Annotated in this window: 17 protein-coding genes and 1 pseudogene; 10 read left to right on the forward strand and 8 right to left on the reverse strand. The window is 68.5% G+C overall.

Annotated elements, in window-relative coordinates:
- Positions 1–100: 100 nt before the first annotated feature.
- The 4 genes from MXA07_RS00005 (at position 101) to MXA07_RS00020 (ending at position 2634) form a co-directional block, all read left to right on the forward strand.
- Positions 101–352 (forward strand): hypothetical protein, encoded by a 252-nt coding sequence (locus tag MXA07_RS00005; RefSeq protein ID WP_247729996.1) that lies wholly within the window; start codon positions 101–103, stop codon positions 350–352.
- Positions 353–510: 158 nt separating this feature from the next.
- Positions 511–1233, forward strand: a complete 723-nt coding sequence (locus MXA07_RS00010; RefSeq protein ID WP_247729997.1) for a queuosine precursor transporter — start codon at positions 511–513, stop codon at positions 1231–1233.
- Positions 1234–1323: 90 nt separating this feature from the next.
- Complete coding sequence (locus tag MXA07_RS00015; protein ID WP_247729998.1) at positions 1324–2415, forward strand: aminopeptidase; 1092 nt, start codon at positions 1324–1326, stop codon at positions 2413–2415.
- A 69-nt stretch (positions 2416–2484) separates the two neighbouring features.
- The gene (locus tag MXA07_RS00020) at positions 2485–2634 is read left to right on the forward strand and encodes a 50S ribosomal protein L40e (RefSeq protein ID WP_247729999.1); all 150 of its coding nucleotides are present in this window, start codon (positions 2485–2487) and stop codon (positions 2632–2634) included.
- Positions 2635–2812: 178 nt separating this feature from the next.
- Here MXA07_RS00020 and hisH read toward each other — a convergent pair whose 3' ends face one another.
- Together hisH and MXA07_RS00030 are read right to left on the reverse strand one after the other, a co-directional pair.
- Positions 2813–3592, reverse strand: a complete 780-nt coding sequence (gene hisH, locus MXA07_RS00025; RefSeq protein WP_247730000.1) for an imidazole glycerol phosphate synthase subunit HisH — start codon at positions 3590–3592, stop codon at positions 2813–2815.
- A gap of 90 nt (positions 3593–3682) precedes the next feature.
- Positions 3683–4297 carry a uracil-DNA glycosylase gene (locus tag MXA07_RS00030; RefSeq protein ID WP_247730001.1) on the reverse strand — a complete coding sequence of 205 codons (615 nt, stop codon included), beginning with the start codon at positions 4295–4297 and terminating at the stop codon, positions 3683–3685.
- A 285-nt stretch (positions 4298–4582) separates the two neighbouring features.
- Here MXA07_RS00030 and MXA07_RS00035 point away from each other — a divergent pair, with 285 nt between their 5' ends.
- Positions 4583–4927: a winged helix-turn-helix transcriptional regulator gene (locus tag MXA07_RS00035; protein WP_247730002.1), complete on the forward strand. Its 345-nt coding sequence runs from the start codon at positions 4583–4585 to the stop codon at positions 4925–4927.
- Between the two features lie 122 nt (positions 4928–5049).
- Here the strand turns inward: MXA07_RS00035 and MXA07_RS00040 are convergent, their stop codons facing one another.
- Positions 5050–5610, reverse strand: coding sequence for an endonuclease dU (locus tag MXA07_RS00040; protein WP_247730003.1), 561 nt, complete (start codon positions 5608–5610; stop codon positions 5050–5052).
- Positions 5611–5782: 172 nt separating this feature from the next.
- Complete coding sequence (locus MXA07_RS00045; protein WP_247730004.1) at positions 5783–5956, reverse strand: DUF5786 family protein; 174 nt, start codon at positions 5954–5956, stop codon at positions 5783–5785.
- Between the two features lie 120 nt (positions 5957–6076).
- On the opposite strand from MXA07_RS00045, the gene MXA07_RS00050 reads away from it, so the two are divergent.
- Positions 6077–6703 carry an MBL fold metallo-hydrolase gene (locus MXA07_RS00050; protein ID WP_247730005.1) on the forward strand — a complete coding sequence of 209 codons (627 nt, stop codon included), beginning with the start codon at positions 6077–6079 and terminating at the stop codon, positions 6701–6703.
- Positions 6704–6799: 96 nt separating this feature from the next.
- Here MXA07_RS00050 and MXA07_RS00055 read toward each other — a convergent pair whose 3' ends face one another.
- The 4 genes and pseudogenes from MXA07_RS00055 to MXA07_RS00070 all read right to left on the reverse strand — a co-directional run bounded on the left by MXA07_RS00055 (position 6800) and on the right by MXA07_RS00070 (position 12667).
- Positions 6800–8626 carry a sensor histidine kinase gene (locus tag MXA07_RS00055; RefSeq protein WP_247730006.1) on the reverse strand — a complete coding sequence of 609 codons (1827 nt, stop codon included), beginning with the start codon at positions 8624–8626 and terminating at the stop codon, positions 6800–6802.
- A gap of 411 nt (positions 8627–9037) precedes the next feature.
- A pseudogene (locus tag MXA07_RS00060) lies at positions 9038–9574 on the reverse strand (DUF5806 family protein); the annotation flags it as partial.
- A 510-nt stretch (positions 9575–10084) separates the two neighbouring features.
- Positions 10085–12064, reverse strand: a complete 1980-nt coding sequence (locus MXA07_RS00065; protein ID WP_247730007.1) for a beta-propeller domain-containing protein — start codon at positions 12062–12064, stop codon at positions 10085–10087.
- Between the two features lie 165 nt (positions 12065–12229).
- Positions 12230–12667, reverse strand: coding sequence for a hypothetical protein (locus tag MXA07_RS00070; protein WP_247730008.1), 438 nt, complete (start codon positions 12665–12667; stop codon positions 12230–12232).
- A 208-nt stretch (positions 12668–12875) separates the two neighbouring features.
- Between MXA07_RS00070 and MXA07_RS00075 the strand changes: the two genes are divergently transcribed.
- The 4 genes from MXA07_RS00075 to MXA07_RS00090 all read left to right on the forward strand — a co-directional run bounded on the left by MXA07_RS00075 (position 12876) and on the right by MXA07_RS00090 (position 16730).
- On the forward strand, positions 12876–14012 hold the full coding sequence (locus MXA07_RS00075) for a thiolase family protein (RefSeq protein WP_247730009.1): 1137 nt from the start codon (positions 12876–12878) through the stop codon (positions 14010–14012).
- 124 nt (positions 14013–14136) lie between these two features.
- On the forward strand, positions 14137–14529 hold the full coding sequence (locus tag MXA07_RS00080) for a hypothetical protein (RefSeq protein ID WP_247730010.1): 393 nt from the start codon (positions 14137–14139) through the stop codon (positions 14527–14529).
- A 139-nt stretch (positions 14530–14668) separates the two neighbouring features.
- Positions 14669–15916: a Zn-dependent hydrolase gene (locus MXA07_RS00085; RefSeq protein ID WP_247730011.1), complete on the forward strand. Its 1248-nt coding sequence runs from the start codon at positions 14669–14671 to the stop codon at positions 15914–15916.
- Between the two features lie 205 nt (positions 15917–16121).
- On the forward strand, positions 16122–16730 hold the full coding sequence (locus tag MXA07_RS00090) for a metal-dependent hydrolase (RefSeq protein ID WP_247730012.1): 609 nt from the start codon (positions 16122–16124) through the stop codon (positions 16728–16730).
- Positions 16731–16737: the final 7 nt, after the last annotated feature.

The following is a 16737-nucleotide window of genomic DNA, read 5'->3' on the forward strand; positions in this document are numbered from 1 at the left end:
GGCGCCAGCCACTACGATTATGACAGTGCCGACCGATTGTTCGCCGGGAAGTGGGGTGTACAGCGGAGAACTCCGCAGGTCTCACGACCGGAGAACCGACATGTTCGACATCGACGTACCGCCGCGTCCGTGGCTCACCAAGACCAATCTCTACCACGTCGTCGGCCTGGGGCTGCGCATCTACGTGGCCTGTCTCGTCCTGCTCGGTTGCTACAGCGTCCTCTGGCTGGCCGAGGTCGCCGGCTACCTCGACGAGCGGACGCTCGCGGTCAGCTGGCTCGCCATCGCCGGACTGGGCACCGCGTTTCTCGTCCTCCTCGTTCCGCTGTACGGCGCCAGTCGCCGGAACTAGGCTCGCGTGCGCCGGGTACCGTCGATCGGCACGGACCGCCCGCCGCCCCCGTCGTGACCGCGAGATAGTATCTCACGAATCGCGGCGTCGCTCCCGAAGAATACTGGGGACGCACTCGAATAGCATCCTTTAGGTGCGTGCGCCCGAGACAGACGGCAATGACAGCGTCGAACGGGACCCCCACGATCGCGCAGGTGACGCTCATCGGCGTCTTCGTCACCGGGCTGGTGACCGCCCAGTTGACGGCGTCGAAGATCCTCGCGTTCTCGATCCCCCTCTCGTTACCGCTCACCGGCGACGAACTCCTCATGCCGGGCGCCGCGCTCGCGTACGCGCTCACGTACTTCGCGAGCGACTGCTACACCGAACTCTACGGCAAGCGTGCCGGCCAGGTCGTCGTCAACGTGGCGTTCGCGATGAACTTCGTCGTGCTCGCGCTCGTCTGGTCGACCGCGGCCGCCCCCGTCGCCTCGAACTCCGTCGTCGGCGCCGCGGCGTTCGAGAACGTCCTCATGCCGGCGTCATACGTCGTCCTCGGCAGCCTCCTGGCGTACCTCGTCAGCCAGAACTGGGACGTCTGGTTCTTCCACCGCATCCGCGAGGCGACCGGCCGCGAGAAGCTCTGGCTGCGCAACATCCTCTCGACGGGGACGAGCCAGGCCATCGACACCGTCATCTTCGTCTCCGTCGCGTTCCTGATCGCCCCCGCGCTCTTTGGCGGGTTCGTCATGTCGGACGAGGCCATCATCGGCCTCATCATCGGCCAGTACCTGCTGAAGCTCGCGATCGCCGTCGTCGACACGCCGGTCGTCTACGCCGTCGTCCGGGCGGCCCGGTCGCGCGCCGGGATGGGCGCCGGCAGCGCCGTCGCCGCCGAGTAGCGCTCCCGCCGCGGCGCCGCACGTCGGGCCCGACCCGGCGGCCCGGACCGGAACCGACGCGCCTTTCGGGATTCGTCGCAGATCACCGCCATGGATCCACGCGTTCACGAGCACGCCGAGGTACTCGTCGACTGGAGTGCGCGCATCGACGCCGGCGACGACGTCGTCGTGTCCGTCGGCCCCGACGCCCACGATCTCGCGGTCGCGGTCGCGGAGCAAGTTGGCGAGCGCGGCGCGTCGTTGCTCTCGACCTACGACTCCGGCGAGGTCGACCGCGCCCACCGGCTCGCCGTCGGGGACGTTCCGGAACCCGAACACGAGCGCGCGCTCTTCGAGGCGGCGGACGTCTACCTCCGCCTCGGCGGCGGCCGGAACACGAGCGCGACGGCCGACGTCCCGGCCGAGACGCGCCGGGCCGTCCGCGAGGCGCACGCGGCCGTCCGCGAAGCGCGCTACGACACGCGCTGGGTGTCGACGGTCCACCCAACCCGGTCGCTGGCCCAGCAGGCGAACATGTCCTACGCGGCCTACCGGGACTTCGTCTACGACGCCGTCCTCCGCGACTGGGAATCCCTGGCCGACGAGATGGCCGTCCTCAAGGATCGCCTCGACGCCGGCAGCGAGGTTCGGCTGGTCGGCCCGGGGACGGACCTCGCGATGTCGATCGAGGGGCGGACGGCGGTCAACAGCGCCGCCTCGGTCGCCTACGACTCGCACAACTTGCCGAGCGGCGAGGTCTTCACCGCGCCCGCCGACACCGAGGGCGAGGTGACCTTCGACGTGCCGATGACGCTGCAGGGCCAGTCGGTCCGGGACGTCACGCTGCGATTCGAGGAGGGCGAGGTGGTCGCCCACGACGCCGCCGAGGGCGCGAACGTGATCGGCGACATCCTCGACACCGACGCGGGTGCCCGCCGCCTCGGCGAGCTGGGCATCGGGATGAACCGCGGCATCGATCGCTTCACCGACAACATCCTCTTCGACGAGAAGATGGGCGACACCGTCCACCTGGCGCTCGGCCGGGCCTACGACGCCTGCCTCCCCGAGGGCGAGGCCGGCAACGACTCGACCGTCCACGTCGACATGATCACCGACGTCAGCGAGGACTCGCGCATGGAGATCGACGGCGAGGTCGTCCAGCGAAACGGAACGTTCGCCTGGGAGGACGGATTCGAGGCGTAGGAGCCGATGGACACCGTACCCGGCGCACGGATCACCACATTCAAATGCGAGAGTCACGACCGGACGCGTATGGCCAGTTTCGACGCCGCGGAAGCGCGAACCCTCGAAAAGCTCATCTGCATGAAGTGCAACGCCCGGAACCCGAAGCGAGCCGAGCACTGTCGCAAGTGCGGGTACGGGAACCTGCGACCGAAAGCCAAAGAGAGTCGCGCGGCCTGAGCCGGTGACGGTTCGGTTCGCCCGAGCCGGAGGCGGTTCCCTCCGCTAGTCCACCGCCGGCAGGAGTTTTCGATGCGCAGCTCGTCGGGAGACGCGTCGCTGGCGTGTGACGGGGACCGCAGGAGGGACTGACGCTCGACGACGGTCGGCCGGGGCCACGACGGGGCTCCCGGCGGCGTCACCGGGCGCAGCGGGAAACGAAGTTTCGCAGGATCTGCAGGCCCGTCTCGCCGCTCTTTTCGGGGTGAAACTGCGTGCCGAAGACCGTGCCCGACTCGTCGGCGATCACGGCGGGGAACCGGGTTCCGTACTCGGTCGTCGCGACGACGGCCGACTGGTCCTCGGGGACGGCGTAGTAGGAGTGGACGAAGTAGGCGTACCGGCCGTCGACGGAGCCGCCGGCCGCATCGCCGTCGCCCGGTTCGTCCGCAGCGATGCCCACGTCCGGTTCGTCGACTCCGTCGGCCGTTCCCGACGCACCGCCGACGGCCGGCTCGTCGCCGTCGAGGCCGTCGACGAGCGGGTGCGATCGCTCGACCGTCAGGTCGTTCCAGCCCATGTGCGGAATGTTCCGATCGCCGGCAAAGCGAACGTTGGTGCCGGGGATCAGGTCGAGACCGTGGACGGTGGCCTCGCCGGCCGAGCCCTCCTCGCTGTCGGTGAGCAGCATCTGCATCCCGAGGCAGATGCCGAACAGCGGGGTGTCGGTCTCGGCGACGGCGAGGAGATCCTCGCGAAGGGGATCGGCGTTCTCGACGCCCTCGCGGAAGGCGCCGACGCCGGGGAGGACGACGCCGTCGGCGGCGCGGAAGGCGTCGGGGTCGTCGGTGACCTCCACGGACGCGCCGGCCCGTTCGAGGCCGCGGGTGACGCTGTGGAGGTTGCCGAGGCCGTAATCGACGACGGCGACAGACGCTGCGGCCGTCTCGGGTGCGGACCGGCCTGCCTGCTGGCTCATACTCGTCACTTGTCGCTGCCGAGGCAAGGTGCTTTCGTTCGCCACAGGCCGACCGGACTCGGCGGGAACCGAGACGCGACCGGACCGCGATCAGTACTCCCCGAGACGCGACTGCCCGCCCGCATCGTCGGGGGAAACGCCGGCGATCGCGGCGGCCTCCGCGATCGTCTCCGCGAACGTCGACTCCTGACTCCGGTCGTACAGCGTCGCGGCCGGGTGGAGACAGACGAGGACACGCCGCGGCGTGCCGTCGATGCGGACCGTCTCGACCGAGCCGGCTTCGGACGTGACGGCGACCGAGCGACCGAGCAGGTGCTCGCTCGGCACCTTCCCGAGCGTGACGATCACGTCCGGATCGACCTGATCGATCTCGGCCTCGAGATAGTCCCGGCAGTGTTCGAGTTCTTCCCCCGTCGGATCCCGGTTCTCCGGCGGGCGACACCGCACGCAGTTGGTGATGCGGACCGACTCGCGTTCGAGGCCGACGGTCCGGAGCTGCTCGTCGAGGACGCCCCCGCTCCGGCCAACGAACGGCTCGCCCTCGGCGTCCTCCCGTTTGCCGGGCCCCTCGCCGACGAACAGCACGTCGGCATCCGGCGGACCGGTCCCGTCGACGATGCGGCTCCGCGACTCGACGAGGGCGGGACAGCGAGTGCACGCCTCGACCTCGAGGCCGTCCATCTTCGATCGGTCGTCCGCGTCCATACGCCCGGATCGACGAGCGGACACCTACGCGTTTCGAAGGCGATTCGGCCGGCCAGTACCGCCCCATCGACCGTCGAGCGGCGCGCGATCGACCGCCAGACCGCTTCGGCCGGTCGGTCCCTTTTAAGCTGCCGCGACTTCCGCGCCTCCGCCAAGATCGGGTGAAATCCCCGAAAGGTGGCGGTAGAGGCGGCTTATCACCCGAACCGGCCGCGCCCGGGAATGCCAGGAGGCCGGAAGTATTACCTATTTCTGGCTGCATTCGTGGTCAACGGACGTGGTTTCGTGAAACTGAGACAACCAACCGACTTCCTGATCCTCGAGGCGCTCGAGGAGACGGGCCGAAACGTCGCACCGAATCTGGCTTCCCACACCGGCAAGAGCCGCAAGAATATCAACACGCGCCTGCCCGTCCTCGAAGACTACGGGCTCGTCGAGAAGGTCGGTCCCGCCGATCGATCCGGGCTGTACGAGATCACCCAGCTGGGCAAGTCGGCGCTCGTCCACAAGAGCGAGTACGGCGAGGTCGACGATTTCGAGTCGCTGATCAGCGGCGCCGACGCGGCGACCGACGGCGGCACGCCCGCGGCGGCGATGGCCCGCGGCGACGACGAATCGGACGAGGAGTAACCCGACGCTGCGGACTCGTTCCGTTCGGTACCGGACGATTCAGGCCGAGTCTGACAAGATCGGCCAGGTGCCAACCAGCGGGTGCGTCGAGGAACGACCGCCACGGGCAGCCGTGTGGCGTTTCACTCGTCGCGGTAGCGTGCGCCCGCCCGGGCCAGCGTTCTCGCGACGCGGATCGGTTCCGGCCGCCCGCCCTCCGGCGTGAATCGGCGGACCAGATCACAGGCCGCCGCGGACTCGACGCCGAGGGCGCGGACGAAGACCCGCTCGCCGTCGACCGAACACGGCGTTCGCGGCGGGAGCGCGCGATAGCGCCGGAGGCGGGTTTCGAGCGCCCGACCGTCGAACGCCTCCCGAAGCGCGGCGTCGAGCCCGGAGCTCCCCTCGAAGGTGACCGCGACGACCGGGCAGTCGGTCGCCGCGTCGAGGCGCGCCAGGTCGAGCAGGTTGTACCACGCCGGTGCGACGGTCCCGACGAGCACGACGTGGAGGTCTTCGCGGCCGAGTTCGTCGACGACGGACAGGACGGCGTCGGTCGCGTCGAGGCCGCCGACGGTGGCCGAGGCGAACGCGGCGCCGTCGACGACGCGGTCGGCCCGGACGACCGCGCCGGCGACGGTGCAGGTCTCGTCGACGGTCGATTCGGCCACGCCGAGCGCGCGGATCCCTGGCTTGTCCGTCATGCGGCGGCTCGAAAAACGGCGTCGCGTCTGAAAACGATGCGGGGCGGCGCGAGCGCGGTCGTCACTTCTGAGGGCGATCCATGGGCCGCGACGCTGCGGGACGGCGCCGGAGGCCGAGTCCCGGAAGCGATCGCGACCTCTGAGGCTCGGTGCGAGCGTCCGAGTCAGATCCTCAGCCGTCGTCCTTGATCTCCGAGAGGCGATCGATCAGTTCGTCGCTCGAGGCCCCGTTGTCGAACTCGATCGTCCCTCGATGGCCGTTCTCTTCGGACTGAACGGCATCTTCTTCGTCGAAGTCGGTATCGAGGTCCTGTTGTTCGGACTCGTCGTAGCTACCGAAACCCATACACGCACCAGTACTGGGCGAACGGGCAAAAATCCACTGCCGGAACCCGTCTCGGTTCCGGACCGTCGAGGCGGCGGCCGACCGATTTTTAAGGCCGTTCGGTGCGTCGGTGTCGACGAGATGGACGTCTACTGCGTGACTGCACCGGCCGAATCGTTCACCTGTAACGCGTACCTGCTCACCGGGGAGCGAACCGCGCTCGTCGACGCTGGGGCCTACGCCGACGTCGTCGACGAGATCGAAGCGCACACGAGCGACCTCGACGTGGTCGCCCTGACCCACCAGCACGGCGATCACGTCGCGGAGCTCCCGGCCGTCGCCGAGGCGTTCGACCCGGCCGTCGAGGCCTACGCCGATCACTCGCTCCGGACGAACGCGATCGACGATGGCGACGCGATCCGGCTCGGCGACGAGACGTTCGAGGTGGTCTACACGCCGGGCCACGCGGACGATCACGTCTCGTTCGTCTCCGAGACGACGCTCTTCTCGGGCGACGTCGTCGTGCACGACGACGGCGCGTTCGAGTACGGCAGTTTCGGACGGACCGACATGGCCGGCCAGTCCCGGGACACCCTGATCGAGAGCATCGAACGGCTGCTCGATCGCCTGCCGGCGTCCGTCGAACACCTGTACGCGGGTCACGGCGACGCGTTCCACGGCGACGCGTTCCACGGCGACGTCCGCGACGTCGTCGAGACGGCGCTCGAGCGAGCGCGACGGCGCGAACCGAAGTATCCGGACGAGTGACGATCGGCGGGCACACCGAAGTTATCAGGGTGTCGCGGCGGATCGATCACGATCGGCGAGTGCGATTACTCGGTCGCGCTCGGCCTCGTCGAACGGTCAGGCGGGCCCGGCGGACGCGTCGGCGACCGTGACGCGGACGGTCGTCCCGTCGTCGCCGGACTCGAAGTCGATGCTCGCGCCGACGTGTTCGACGATCCAGTAGACGATCCAGAGACCGATGCCGCTGCCGTGTTCGAGCGGCGTCTCCTCGCCGCGCTCGAGGACGGCGAGTTCGTCGCGCGGGATGCCCGGCCCGTCGTCGGAGACGACGACGGTTGCGCCCTCGTCGGTCGCGATCGTCCGGATCGACACGGTCGGGCCACCGTCCCGAGTCGACGAGGAGGGCGCAGGGTCGGTGGATTCCAGGCTCCCGTCGTCCGGCGCTCCCACAGCGTCTTCGAGGACGCCAGACCGTGAGCGCGGCCCGGGGTCGGTCGCCTGCCCGACGGCGCGGGTAGCTGTACTGTGCTCCGCGGCGTTCTCGATCAGGTTTTCGAACGCCAGCGCGAGTGAACCGTCCACCGCCACGCCCCGAGACGGTTCCGTTTCGAGGTCGAAGGTGACCCCGTGGAACCGCGTCCGCTGTTGGGCGACGATTTCCGAGAGGAGCGAGTCCAGTCGGCGGACGCCGGTCGCGTCCGATTCGGTGACGAGCCGTTCGATGGTCGAGGCTTTCTCGCTCATCTCGACCAGGTCGTCGCTGCGTTCGACGATCCCCTTCGCAAGGGTCGCTTCGTCGACCGTCGGATCCGTCGCGACGAGTTCCGCGTAGCCCCGGATCACCGACAGGTCGTTCCGGAGATTGTGCCGGAGCGCTCTCGAGAGGACCTGTCTGAGCAGGTCGAGTTCCCGTTCGCGCTCGAGGAGCGTCTCCTCGCGGCGTTTGAGTTCGGTCACGTCCCGCACGACGACGAGCCGACCGACCTGTCGTTCCCGGCGGCTGACCGGCGAGCAGTCGAGCTGGAAGTGTCGACGGTCGCCGTCGAGGTCGCGGGAAAATTCGAAGTCGCCGCCGCCGGCCTCGAGGTGCGCGCGGACCCCGGGAAGATTCCCGAAGAACGAGTCCAGGGTGTACCCGCTCGCACCGCCACGCACGCCGGCGATCCGCCTGGCTGCAGGATTCGAGTAGACGACGCGGTCGTCGACGTCGAGAGTGACGACGGCGTCGTCGAGTTCCTCGACAACCCGGTGTCGCCCGATCCAGCCGACTTCGAGGAAGTCCGCGCGAAAGAGCGCCCAGGTGTAGAAAAATACCGTGACGACGAGGCTCAATGGCGCCCACGGGTAGGCGAACCCGGAGAGGAGAAACGCTCCGATCGCTCCCATCACGAGCAGCGGAGCGACGGCACCTAGCAGGATCGCACCCTGCAACCGGCGGATCCCCTGGCCCACGACTACCTCGCGCGCGATAAAATAGAACCCGACGCTCGCGACGACTATCACGGCCGTGATAAAGACGTAGAAGACGGGCCCTGGCGTCCCCATCGTGATATTTCCGGGTGTCGACCTCGACCAGACGAGGCCGTGTGCGAGGTCGCTCCAGGCGAGGACCAGCAGCGCGACGATCAGCGCGAAGACCGCTGCAAGACGCCGCCTCGTCACCCCGAAGACGCCGCTGTACTCCGCCGCCAAGAAGAAGTAGCCGACGCCGCCGAAGGCGACGCCGGCGACGAAGAGGGACATGATGGCCTGACGGGGCCAGTAGGCCGACGTGACGTGCATAGCAGCCATCGAAAGCGCCCAGAGGGCCTGGCCGACGATCGTGAGGAGTAATCCGGTGGTTCCGGGCTTGCGCCGGTGTCTGAGAATGTACGGAACGAGAAGGAGCGGCAAGGTTCCGCTGAAGGCGTAGGTAGCCACCACCCGGATCGTCGTAAATTCCATCCGACTATGTGCGTATCTGCCCGGAAAGTACCAAATAGATACTGGCCGTTTCGAGCGTCGAAGCGCGGGAACAAAGATAAACAGTTTGATGGATCGCGGTGGCTCGCGTCGCCGCGACAAGCGAGGCGGCCGATCAGGAGCTCACGCGGCGTCGCTTGGCTCGCCGGTCTCGGTTCCGCCATCCACCCCACCCTCGGATTCACTGCTCGGATCGCTCTCGATGTCGGCACCAGCCCCGTCTCCGCGTGCATCGCTCGCTCCGCCGTCGGCTTCGTCGATCGATTCGGTTTCGGCGCCGTCGGATCCGCTCTCGACGACGCTCTCGGGATCCCCCTCGGCTTCGTCAGGATCGTCATCCGCAGCGTCGTCGGGACCGCCATCCCCGTCGGCTTGGCCCTCACCGTCGCCGAGCGTCTCCTCCTCGCGGAGCTGTTTGCTCGCCCGGCGGACCTCGCGCATGACGCTCGAGATGCGCTCTTCGGCCTCGAGTTCGTCCTCGACGGAGAGGTCGACGCCCTCGACCTCCAGGAGGAACTTCGAGACTTCCGTCACCTCGTACATCACGTCGTCGAGTTCCGCTGCGGTGTAAAAGTCACACATCGCGCCGTAGAGGAAGGTCGCGCCCGCCTTGCGGACCTTCTCGTCGAACGACGAGCGGGCCTGGTTGACCGCCTGGGGGGTGTAGGTATCGGTCATGAACGGGACCAGCTCCGGCAGGTTCTCGCCGATCTTCGTCATCTCGACGCCAGTTTCGGTCCGGAAGTCCGCGCACAGGCGGGCGATCGCCCACTCCCGGGCGGTGACGTAGGTGCGATCCCGGAGAAACTCGTTGACGCGGTCGTACTGGGCGCCGTCCATCTTCTTGAAGCGCTCGTACTTCCGGACGTCCGCCGGAACGGTTCGCTCGGGCTCCGGCACCCCGGGCATCGCGTCCGTCTCGTCGGACGCGTCGGGGCCATCGTCGGGGGCGCCGGACTCGTCGTCAGATTCGTCGGCGTCGGTCGTCTGTGAATCGCCTTCGGTCTCGGGTTGGTCGAGGTCGTCCGCACCCGAACTGGATTCGCCGTCCGTGTCGGTAACATCGTGCTCCTGTGCGTCGGCGCCTCCATCGAGCGCCCCGGCGCCGCCGTCCGGTGAGCCGGTGTCCCGCTCGCGCTCGTCGCGATCGTCGGCGCGCGTCGACGGCGCCTCGTCCGCCGCCCGGTTCGTGGGGGTCGAACCGTCGGCCTCGGTCCCCGCATCCGACGCGTCCGACTCGTCGTCGCCCGCCTCGGCTCGGTCGTTCATGGATGGTGTTGCGAAACCGCCGAGATAAGGCTGTCCCTCCGACAGGGGCGAGTCGTCGTCCGCGGGCCGGGGCGAGTCAGTGATCCGTCCGACCGGACCGTGTCGGACCGATGGCAGAGCGGTACGTCGGGATGGGACGATCGAACGCCGTTCGAAGGTGTCGGGGCGCGATCAGCGCAGGTCGACGCGGTGATGTTCCGCCCACGCCCCGCGGTCGAGGACGACGAGTTCGCCCTCGCCGAAGACGTAGAGGTAGTCTTCGACGTACATCGCCCGGACGCCGGGGCCGCCCAGGTCGACCTCGGTCTCGCGGGTGAGGTTGCCGTCCGCGTACGAGTAGACGTAGCTGGACTCGCCCGCCGGGACGAAGAACGCCCCGTTCTCGGCGTCGTGGAGGAACGCCCGGTGATTCTGGACCGCCTCGGAGAAGCGCTCGTCCTCGAGGATCTCCGCGTCCAGTTCGTCGGGATTCTGTCGGTCGCTCACGTCGAAGGTCGAGAGTTTGACCTTGCCGTCCTGCTCGCCGACGCCGAGGATCAGATCGCCCGCGTCGTCGAGCGGGTGCAGGTACGTCGAGAAGCCGGGAATCTTGAGTTCCCCTTCGAGCGCCGGGTTCTGCGGGTCCGAGAGGTCGAGCGTGTAGAACGGGTCGATCTGGCGGAACGTCACGACGTAGCCCTCGTCGCCTTCGAATCGGACGGCGTAGATCCGCTCGGTCTCGCCGAGTCCCTGGACGGAGCCGGTGACCTCCAGCGCCGAGTCGAGGACGTAGACGTCGTTCACCGAGTCGGCGCCGTGGCTCCCCGGAATGGTGGTCGCGATCCGGAGGTGCCCCTCGTGTTCGTCCATCGACCACTGGTTCAGCGGGAAGCCGGGGACCTCGCCGCTGTCGGTCACTTCGAGGTCGCCGTCGATCGCAATGCGGGCGATACCGGTGGTCGTGAGGTCGCGCTGACGCTCTTCGGCGTAGGCGGCCAGTCCGTCGTCCATTTTCTCGTGGGCCTCGCGGCGCTCCTCGTCCTCGAGGCCGTCGAGCCACGAGTCGAGGATCGCCTCCAGTTCGACGCGCTTGGCCCGTTCGGAGATGTCGAGGTCGTCGAGCCTCCGGAGTCGGTCGACGGTGTCGGCGTCGAGGCCGAGGTCGTCGACGCCGGGGCCGGTGAGGTATCCGGACATGACCTCGTAGTCGGAGACGGAACGCGTGTAGCTGAGGTAGATCGCGGATTCGGAGACGTAGGTCGCAGACCGGCGCTGCGAGCCGACGACGCTGGTCTCGTCGGTGACCTCGCCGGTCGCGGGGTCCACGCGGGCGGCCGTGTAGACGGCGTCCGCGTCGGCCTGGGCGCCCGGGCGATAAACCTCCGTACACGGCACCGGGTCGCCGCCGAAGCCGGCAACCGGGCACGGGTTCGCCCCGTCGGGTCGGTCCACGAGGACGAGGTAGAGTTCGCCGTCGTAGAGACGCGCTGTGTCGAGGTCGGCGTCGAGCGGTTCGCTCCAGGCCTGCTCCGGGTTCGCGGGGTCGCTGACGTCGTAGCCCCAGAGCCGCTCGTTCTCGAAGACGACGAGCGTCTCCGTCTCCTCGACGAGCAGGAGTTCACCCGCGGCTGGGATCGTCGCGACCGGCTTCGGTTCCGCCGGATCCGACAGGTCGAGGACGCTCGTCTCGCCGTCGCCGCGGTGGAAGCGATACCCGCCGTAGAAGGCGCTCTCGCCGTCGGTCTTCAACACGTCCGGTTCGTCGAGGGCGGCAACCTGGCGGTTCGTCTCGGAGACGTCGCGATCGCCGGCCGTACCGGACGTCCCGCTCGAATCACCGGCAGCATCCTCGGCGTCTCCGCCGGTGGGTGCACCGTCGGCTCCATCGCCGCCCCCATCGGCTCCGCCAGCGGCGGCGTCATCGGCCTCGAGTCCCGCGCTAGTCACCTGCGGCCTCATGAACAGATAGCTGTGACGCTCGGCGTTTCGAAAGTAGCGCTCGAACGCCGCGTCGGACTCGAACTGTTCGAGCGTCGAATCGCCGGACGCGCTCCATTCGGTCGGCTGCGACGCTGGTGACTGCGGTGCTCCCGCGAACGTGGCCCCGAAGGCCGCCCCGACGAGAAGGGCGGCCGCCGCGACCGCGACGATCGTCGATCGTGATACGTCCATAGCTGTCCGATCGTACCGGACACACATGATATCGACGCAAGGTAAAACGACGATTTCACTGACCGGGTCGGGGCGATAGAGCGTTCGAATCGTTCGAGCGAGGAAGGGACTGGGCCGTTCTGGAGGCGACGAATAGCAGTATTCGAGAGCGGCCCCGTCGTCACGCTATTCCCAGGCCCAGCCCTCCTCGGGACCAGACGTCTCGTTAGTGGACTTCCACGCCCATCCTTCCTCCGGAGCTGACTCCGCGTCGTCCGTGCTCCACGCCCACCCTTCCTCCGGAGCTGACTCCGCGTCGTCCGTACTCCAGGCCCATCCTTCCTCCGGAGCTGACTCCGCGTCGTCCGTACTCCAGGCCCATCCTTCCTCCGGAGCTGACTCCGCGTCGTCCGTACTCCACGCCCACCCTTCCTCCGGAGCTGACTCCGCGTCGTCCGTGCTCCACGCCCACCCCTCCTCCGGGTCGGGCTGACCCGGCGCTTCGTCCGACCCGCCGTCGTCAGCAGTTGTACTCGCACTCGCCCCGGCGAGGGTGAGGGCTGCCAGTCCGATCGATCGGAGGACGGTCCGACGGTCGCGGTTCGTCGTAGGCGTTGGTGCCATACGTGGACGACATTTTCCCCACATTTAGTAATTGTGCTAATATATATTAAAATACATAATATTCGTATCTATTTCTGCTCCGTGATTAATCCTGGGTTAATACATTCGAAAAGAGCTGCGGGCGGCCGCTCGGGGAGGATCGTAAACTCCGATCCCGGGTCCGGGCGTTCTACGGGTGTTTAAGGGCATGACGGCCGTTCGCTACGGTATGACGCGAACACCGGTGATCGCGGCGGCGGTCAGAACGCCCCAGGGCAAAGAAGACGGCGTCTTCGCCGACGTCCGCAGCGAGGACCTCTCGGTTCCGTTGATCGATCACATTCTCGAGGAGCACGGACTCACCGGCGAGGACGTCGACGACCTCATGTGGGGCGTCGCCGGCCAGCGGGGCGAACAGGACAACAACGTCGCGCGCGTCATCGCACTGCTCTCCGGGCTCGGCGAGGGCGTCCCCGCGGCGACGATCAATCGCTGGTGCGCCTCGTCCATGCAGGCCGTGATGTCCGCCTCGGACGCCATCCGAGCAGGCCAGCGCGAGTGCGTCATCGCGGGCGGCGTCGAGAACATGTCCCGCGTGCCGATGCAGGGAGCCGACCGCGAACTCCACCCGCAACTCGCCGAGGAGTACGTCATCACCGACCTGATGATGGGGATGACCGCGGAGGAAGTCGCCGAGCGGTACGACGTCTCCCGGGAGGAACAGGACGAGTACGCCGCCAAAAGCCAGCAGCGGGCCGTCGAAGCCACCGAGGAGGGCCGCTTCGACGACCAGATCGTCCCCATCGAGACCGAGGAGGGAACGGTCACCGAAGACGAGGGGCTGCGTCCGGGCACGACGGCCGAGAAGCTGGCCGACCTCCCGCCGGTCTTTACCGGCACCGGCACGGTCACCGCGGGCAACGCCTCGCAGATCTCCGACGGCGCCGCCGCGCTCCTCGTCACGAGCGAGGCGTTCGCCGAAGACCACGGCCTCGAGATCATGGCCGAGGTCGGCGACAACAACGTCGCCGGCGTCGACCCCACGGTGATGGGCATCGGGCCCGTCCCCGCGACCCGCGGCCTCCTCGAGCGCACCGGCCGCGACATCGAGGATTACGACCTCGTCGAACTCAACGAGGCCTTCGCCAGCCAGACCGTCTACGCCCGCGACGAACTGGGCATCGACCCCGAGATCTTCAACGTCAACGGCGGCGCCATCGCCATCGGCCACCCGCTCGGCGCCTCCGGCGCCCGCCTGCCGGTCACGCTGATCCACGAACTCGCCCGGCGCGGCGGCGGGCGCGGCCTCGCGACGCTCTGTGTCGGCTTCGGACAGGGGGCGGCGATCGACTTCGAAGTTCGGTAAGGTGACCGGCGCAGTCGCCGTTTGGTCCAGCTGTTGTGAGTGATGGGAATCGAAACGGTCGGGAGCGACGCCGGATGCCCCGAACGGGGAACGCGTTTTACACGGGCCGACCGAACGGCCTGGCATGGTCGATCCGCTGCTGGTCCCGCTCGTCGGCATTCCGATCGGGGTGCAGTTCCTTCTCGCCGGGGTCGTCCACTGGGACGCGACCGACGTGGGGATGAACCCGCGCAAGTGGGCGGCGATCGTCGGTCTGATCCCAGTCTTCGGGCTCATCGCGTACCTCCTGACGCGGAGCGAACGCGACTACGATCCGACCGAGGACCCCTATCGCGACCGCGCGTTCGACATCCACCCCGATCGGCAGGGCGAAGGTCTCGGTCCGGCCGCCCGGAACCCGGACGCGACCAGCGACGAGGACGGGGCCGACGACACGGGCGGCGACGACTACTGGCAGAATCGGTCCGACGACGGGGACGACCCGACCCGCATCCCCGAGGACGACGAACGCGACTGACTTTGCGACGGACCATCCCACACTCGCGCAGGTTCAGCCATCCGTCAGCGCGCGTCAGGATGAAGTCGTGGCGTACCACCGGGCGATCGTTCGGGCCGTCGTCCCAAACGGTCAATGCGCGCCACCGCCAACAGGTTGTATGACAGTCGACGCGGATCGGCTCCGTGCGGACATAGAGGCGAACGGCGAATTTGGCGCGATCGAGAGTGCCGGATACGGCCGGACCGTACTCGCCGGGAGCGACGCCAATCGACGGGCTCGCGACCGGCTGTGCGATCGACTCGACGACGCGGGCTTGACCGTCCGGGTCGACGCCGTCGGCAACGTTCTCGGGGTGTGGCGCCCGCCGAGCGCTGCGGACGAGGCCGCGCCCGTCGTCGCGGGCAGTCACCTCGACTCGGTCCCGCAGGGCGGCATCTTCGACGGCCCGCTCGGCGTCTACGGCGCCCTGGAGGCCGTTCGGTCCCTCCAGGAATCGGACGTCGAGCCCGACCGGCCGATCGGCGTCGTCTCGTTCACCGAGGAGGAGGGCGCCCGCTTCGGCGGCGGGATGCTCGGCTCCGCCGTCGCGACGGGACAACTGGACCCGGCCGAGGCGCTGGCCCTCGACGACGGGGACGGCGTCTCGCTGGCCGACGCGCTCGAGGACATCGGCTACCGAGGCGAGGGCGTCCTCGACGCGAGCGAGTGGGCGGCGTTCCTCGAACTCCACGTCGAACAGGACACCCGGCTCGAATCGGCCGGCGTCCCCGTCGGCGTCGTCACCACCGTGACGGGCATCGCCCAGGCGACGGCCCGAATCGCCGGCCAGGCGAATCACGCGGGCGCGACGCCGATGGACGAGCGTCGCGACGCCCTCGCGGCGGCCAGCGAGTTCGTCCTCGCGGTCGAAGCCGCCGGCCGAAGGGAGGCCGAGACGGGCGGAAACACGGCCGTCGCGACCGTCGGGCGGCTCGACGTGCGCCCGAACGTGACCAACGTGGTACCGGGCGGCGTCGAGCTCGGCGTCGACGTCCGGGACGTCGACCGCGCCTCGATGGAACGCATCTTCACGGCGCTCGAGGATTCACTCGAGTCGATCGAGGCCGAGCGACCCGTCAGAACGGCGCTCGACCGGACGCTCGACGTCGATCCGGCGCCGATGGCCGACCGCTGTCGATCCGCGCTCGAGTCCGGGGCCGACGCCGCCGGCGTCGAGACGATGGCGATGCACTCCGGCGCGGCCCACGACGCGATGCGCGTCTCCCGGGTCACCGACGCAGGTATGCTCTTCGCGCCGTCGCGCGACGGCATCTCGCACAACCCGCGCGAGTGGACCGACTGGGAGGACTGCGCGACGGCGGCGCGAGTGCTCACCGAGGCGCTCGCGGAGTTGGCGCAGAAGTAACGGGATACGGCTGCCCGAGCCGAGTGGCAGCCGGACGGTATCGACGGATTTCGCCTCGACGGTGATCGACAGCGACGCGCCCGCGCTTGAGCCAAATCCGGTCCCCGAGTGCGCCTCCCGCTGCTGATCGCTCCCCGGAATGCCAGTTCTACACCCGGGTACAACGTGCATAACTACCCGGTCGTCGCTCCCGAATTGAGGGACGATGTGGCCCTGGGAACACGTGCTCGTCGGCTACCTGGCGTACTCGCTCTTCTGTCACCTCTGGTGGCGCGAGTCCCCCGGCGGCCTGGAAGCGATCGCGGTGGTGCTGGGCTCGCTCCTCCCGGACCTGATCGACAAGCCGCTGGCCTGGGAGTTCGGCGTCTTCGATGGCGGCTACGCGCTCGGGCACTCGGTCTTGTTCGTCCTGCCGTTCACGCTGGCGGTCGGCCTGTTCGCCCGGGTCCTCGGGCGGGTCCGCGCCGGCGTCGCGCTCGCCGTCGGCTACGTGCTGCACCTCCCGGGCGACGCGTTCTACGGCTACCTCCAGAGCGGGACGGTTCACTACGACGCGCACCTCTGGCCGGTCGTCCGTTACTCGCGCGCGACCGAGCGTCCCGATCTCGTCGGCGAGATCACCCACTTCGCCACCGAGTACTGGGCCCAGGTCCAGGCCGGCGATCAGACGACCTACGTGCTGGCCCAGTTCGCCCTTGCCGGAGTCGTGTTCGTCCTCTGGCTCGTCGACGGCGCGCCGGTGCTCCGGGAGTGCCTGGCGGCCGGGAAGCGTCTCGGCGGCCGATTTCTGGCGGTGATGGGAAAGGCGACGTAGGAGCCCG

This window comes from Halovivax limisalsi, from assembly GCF_023093535.1.
Lineage (GTDB): Archaea > Halobacteriota > Halobacteria > Halobacteriales > Natrialbaceae > Halovivax > Halovivax limisalsi.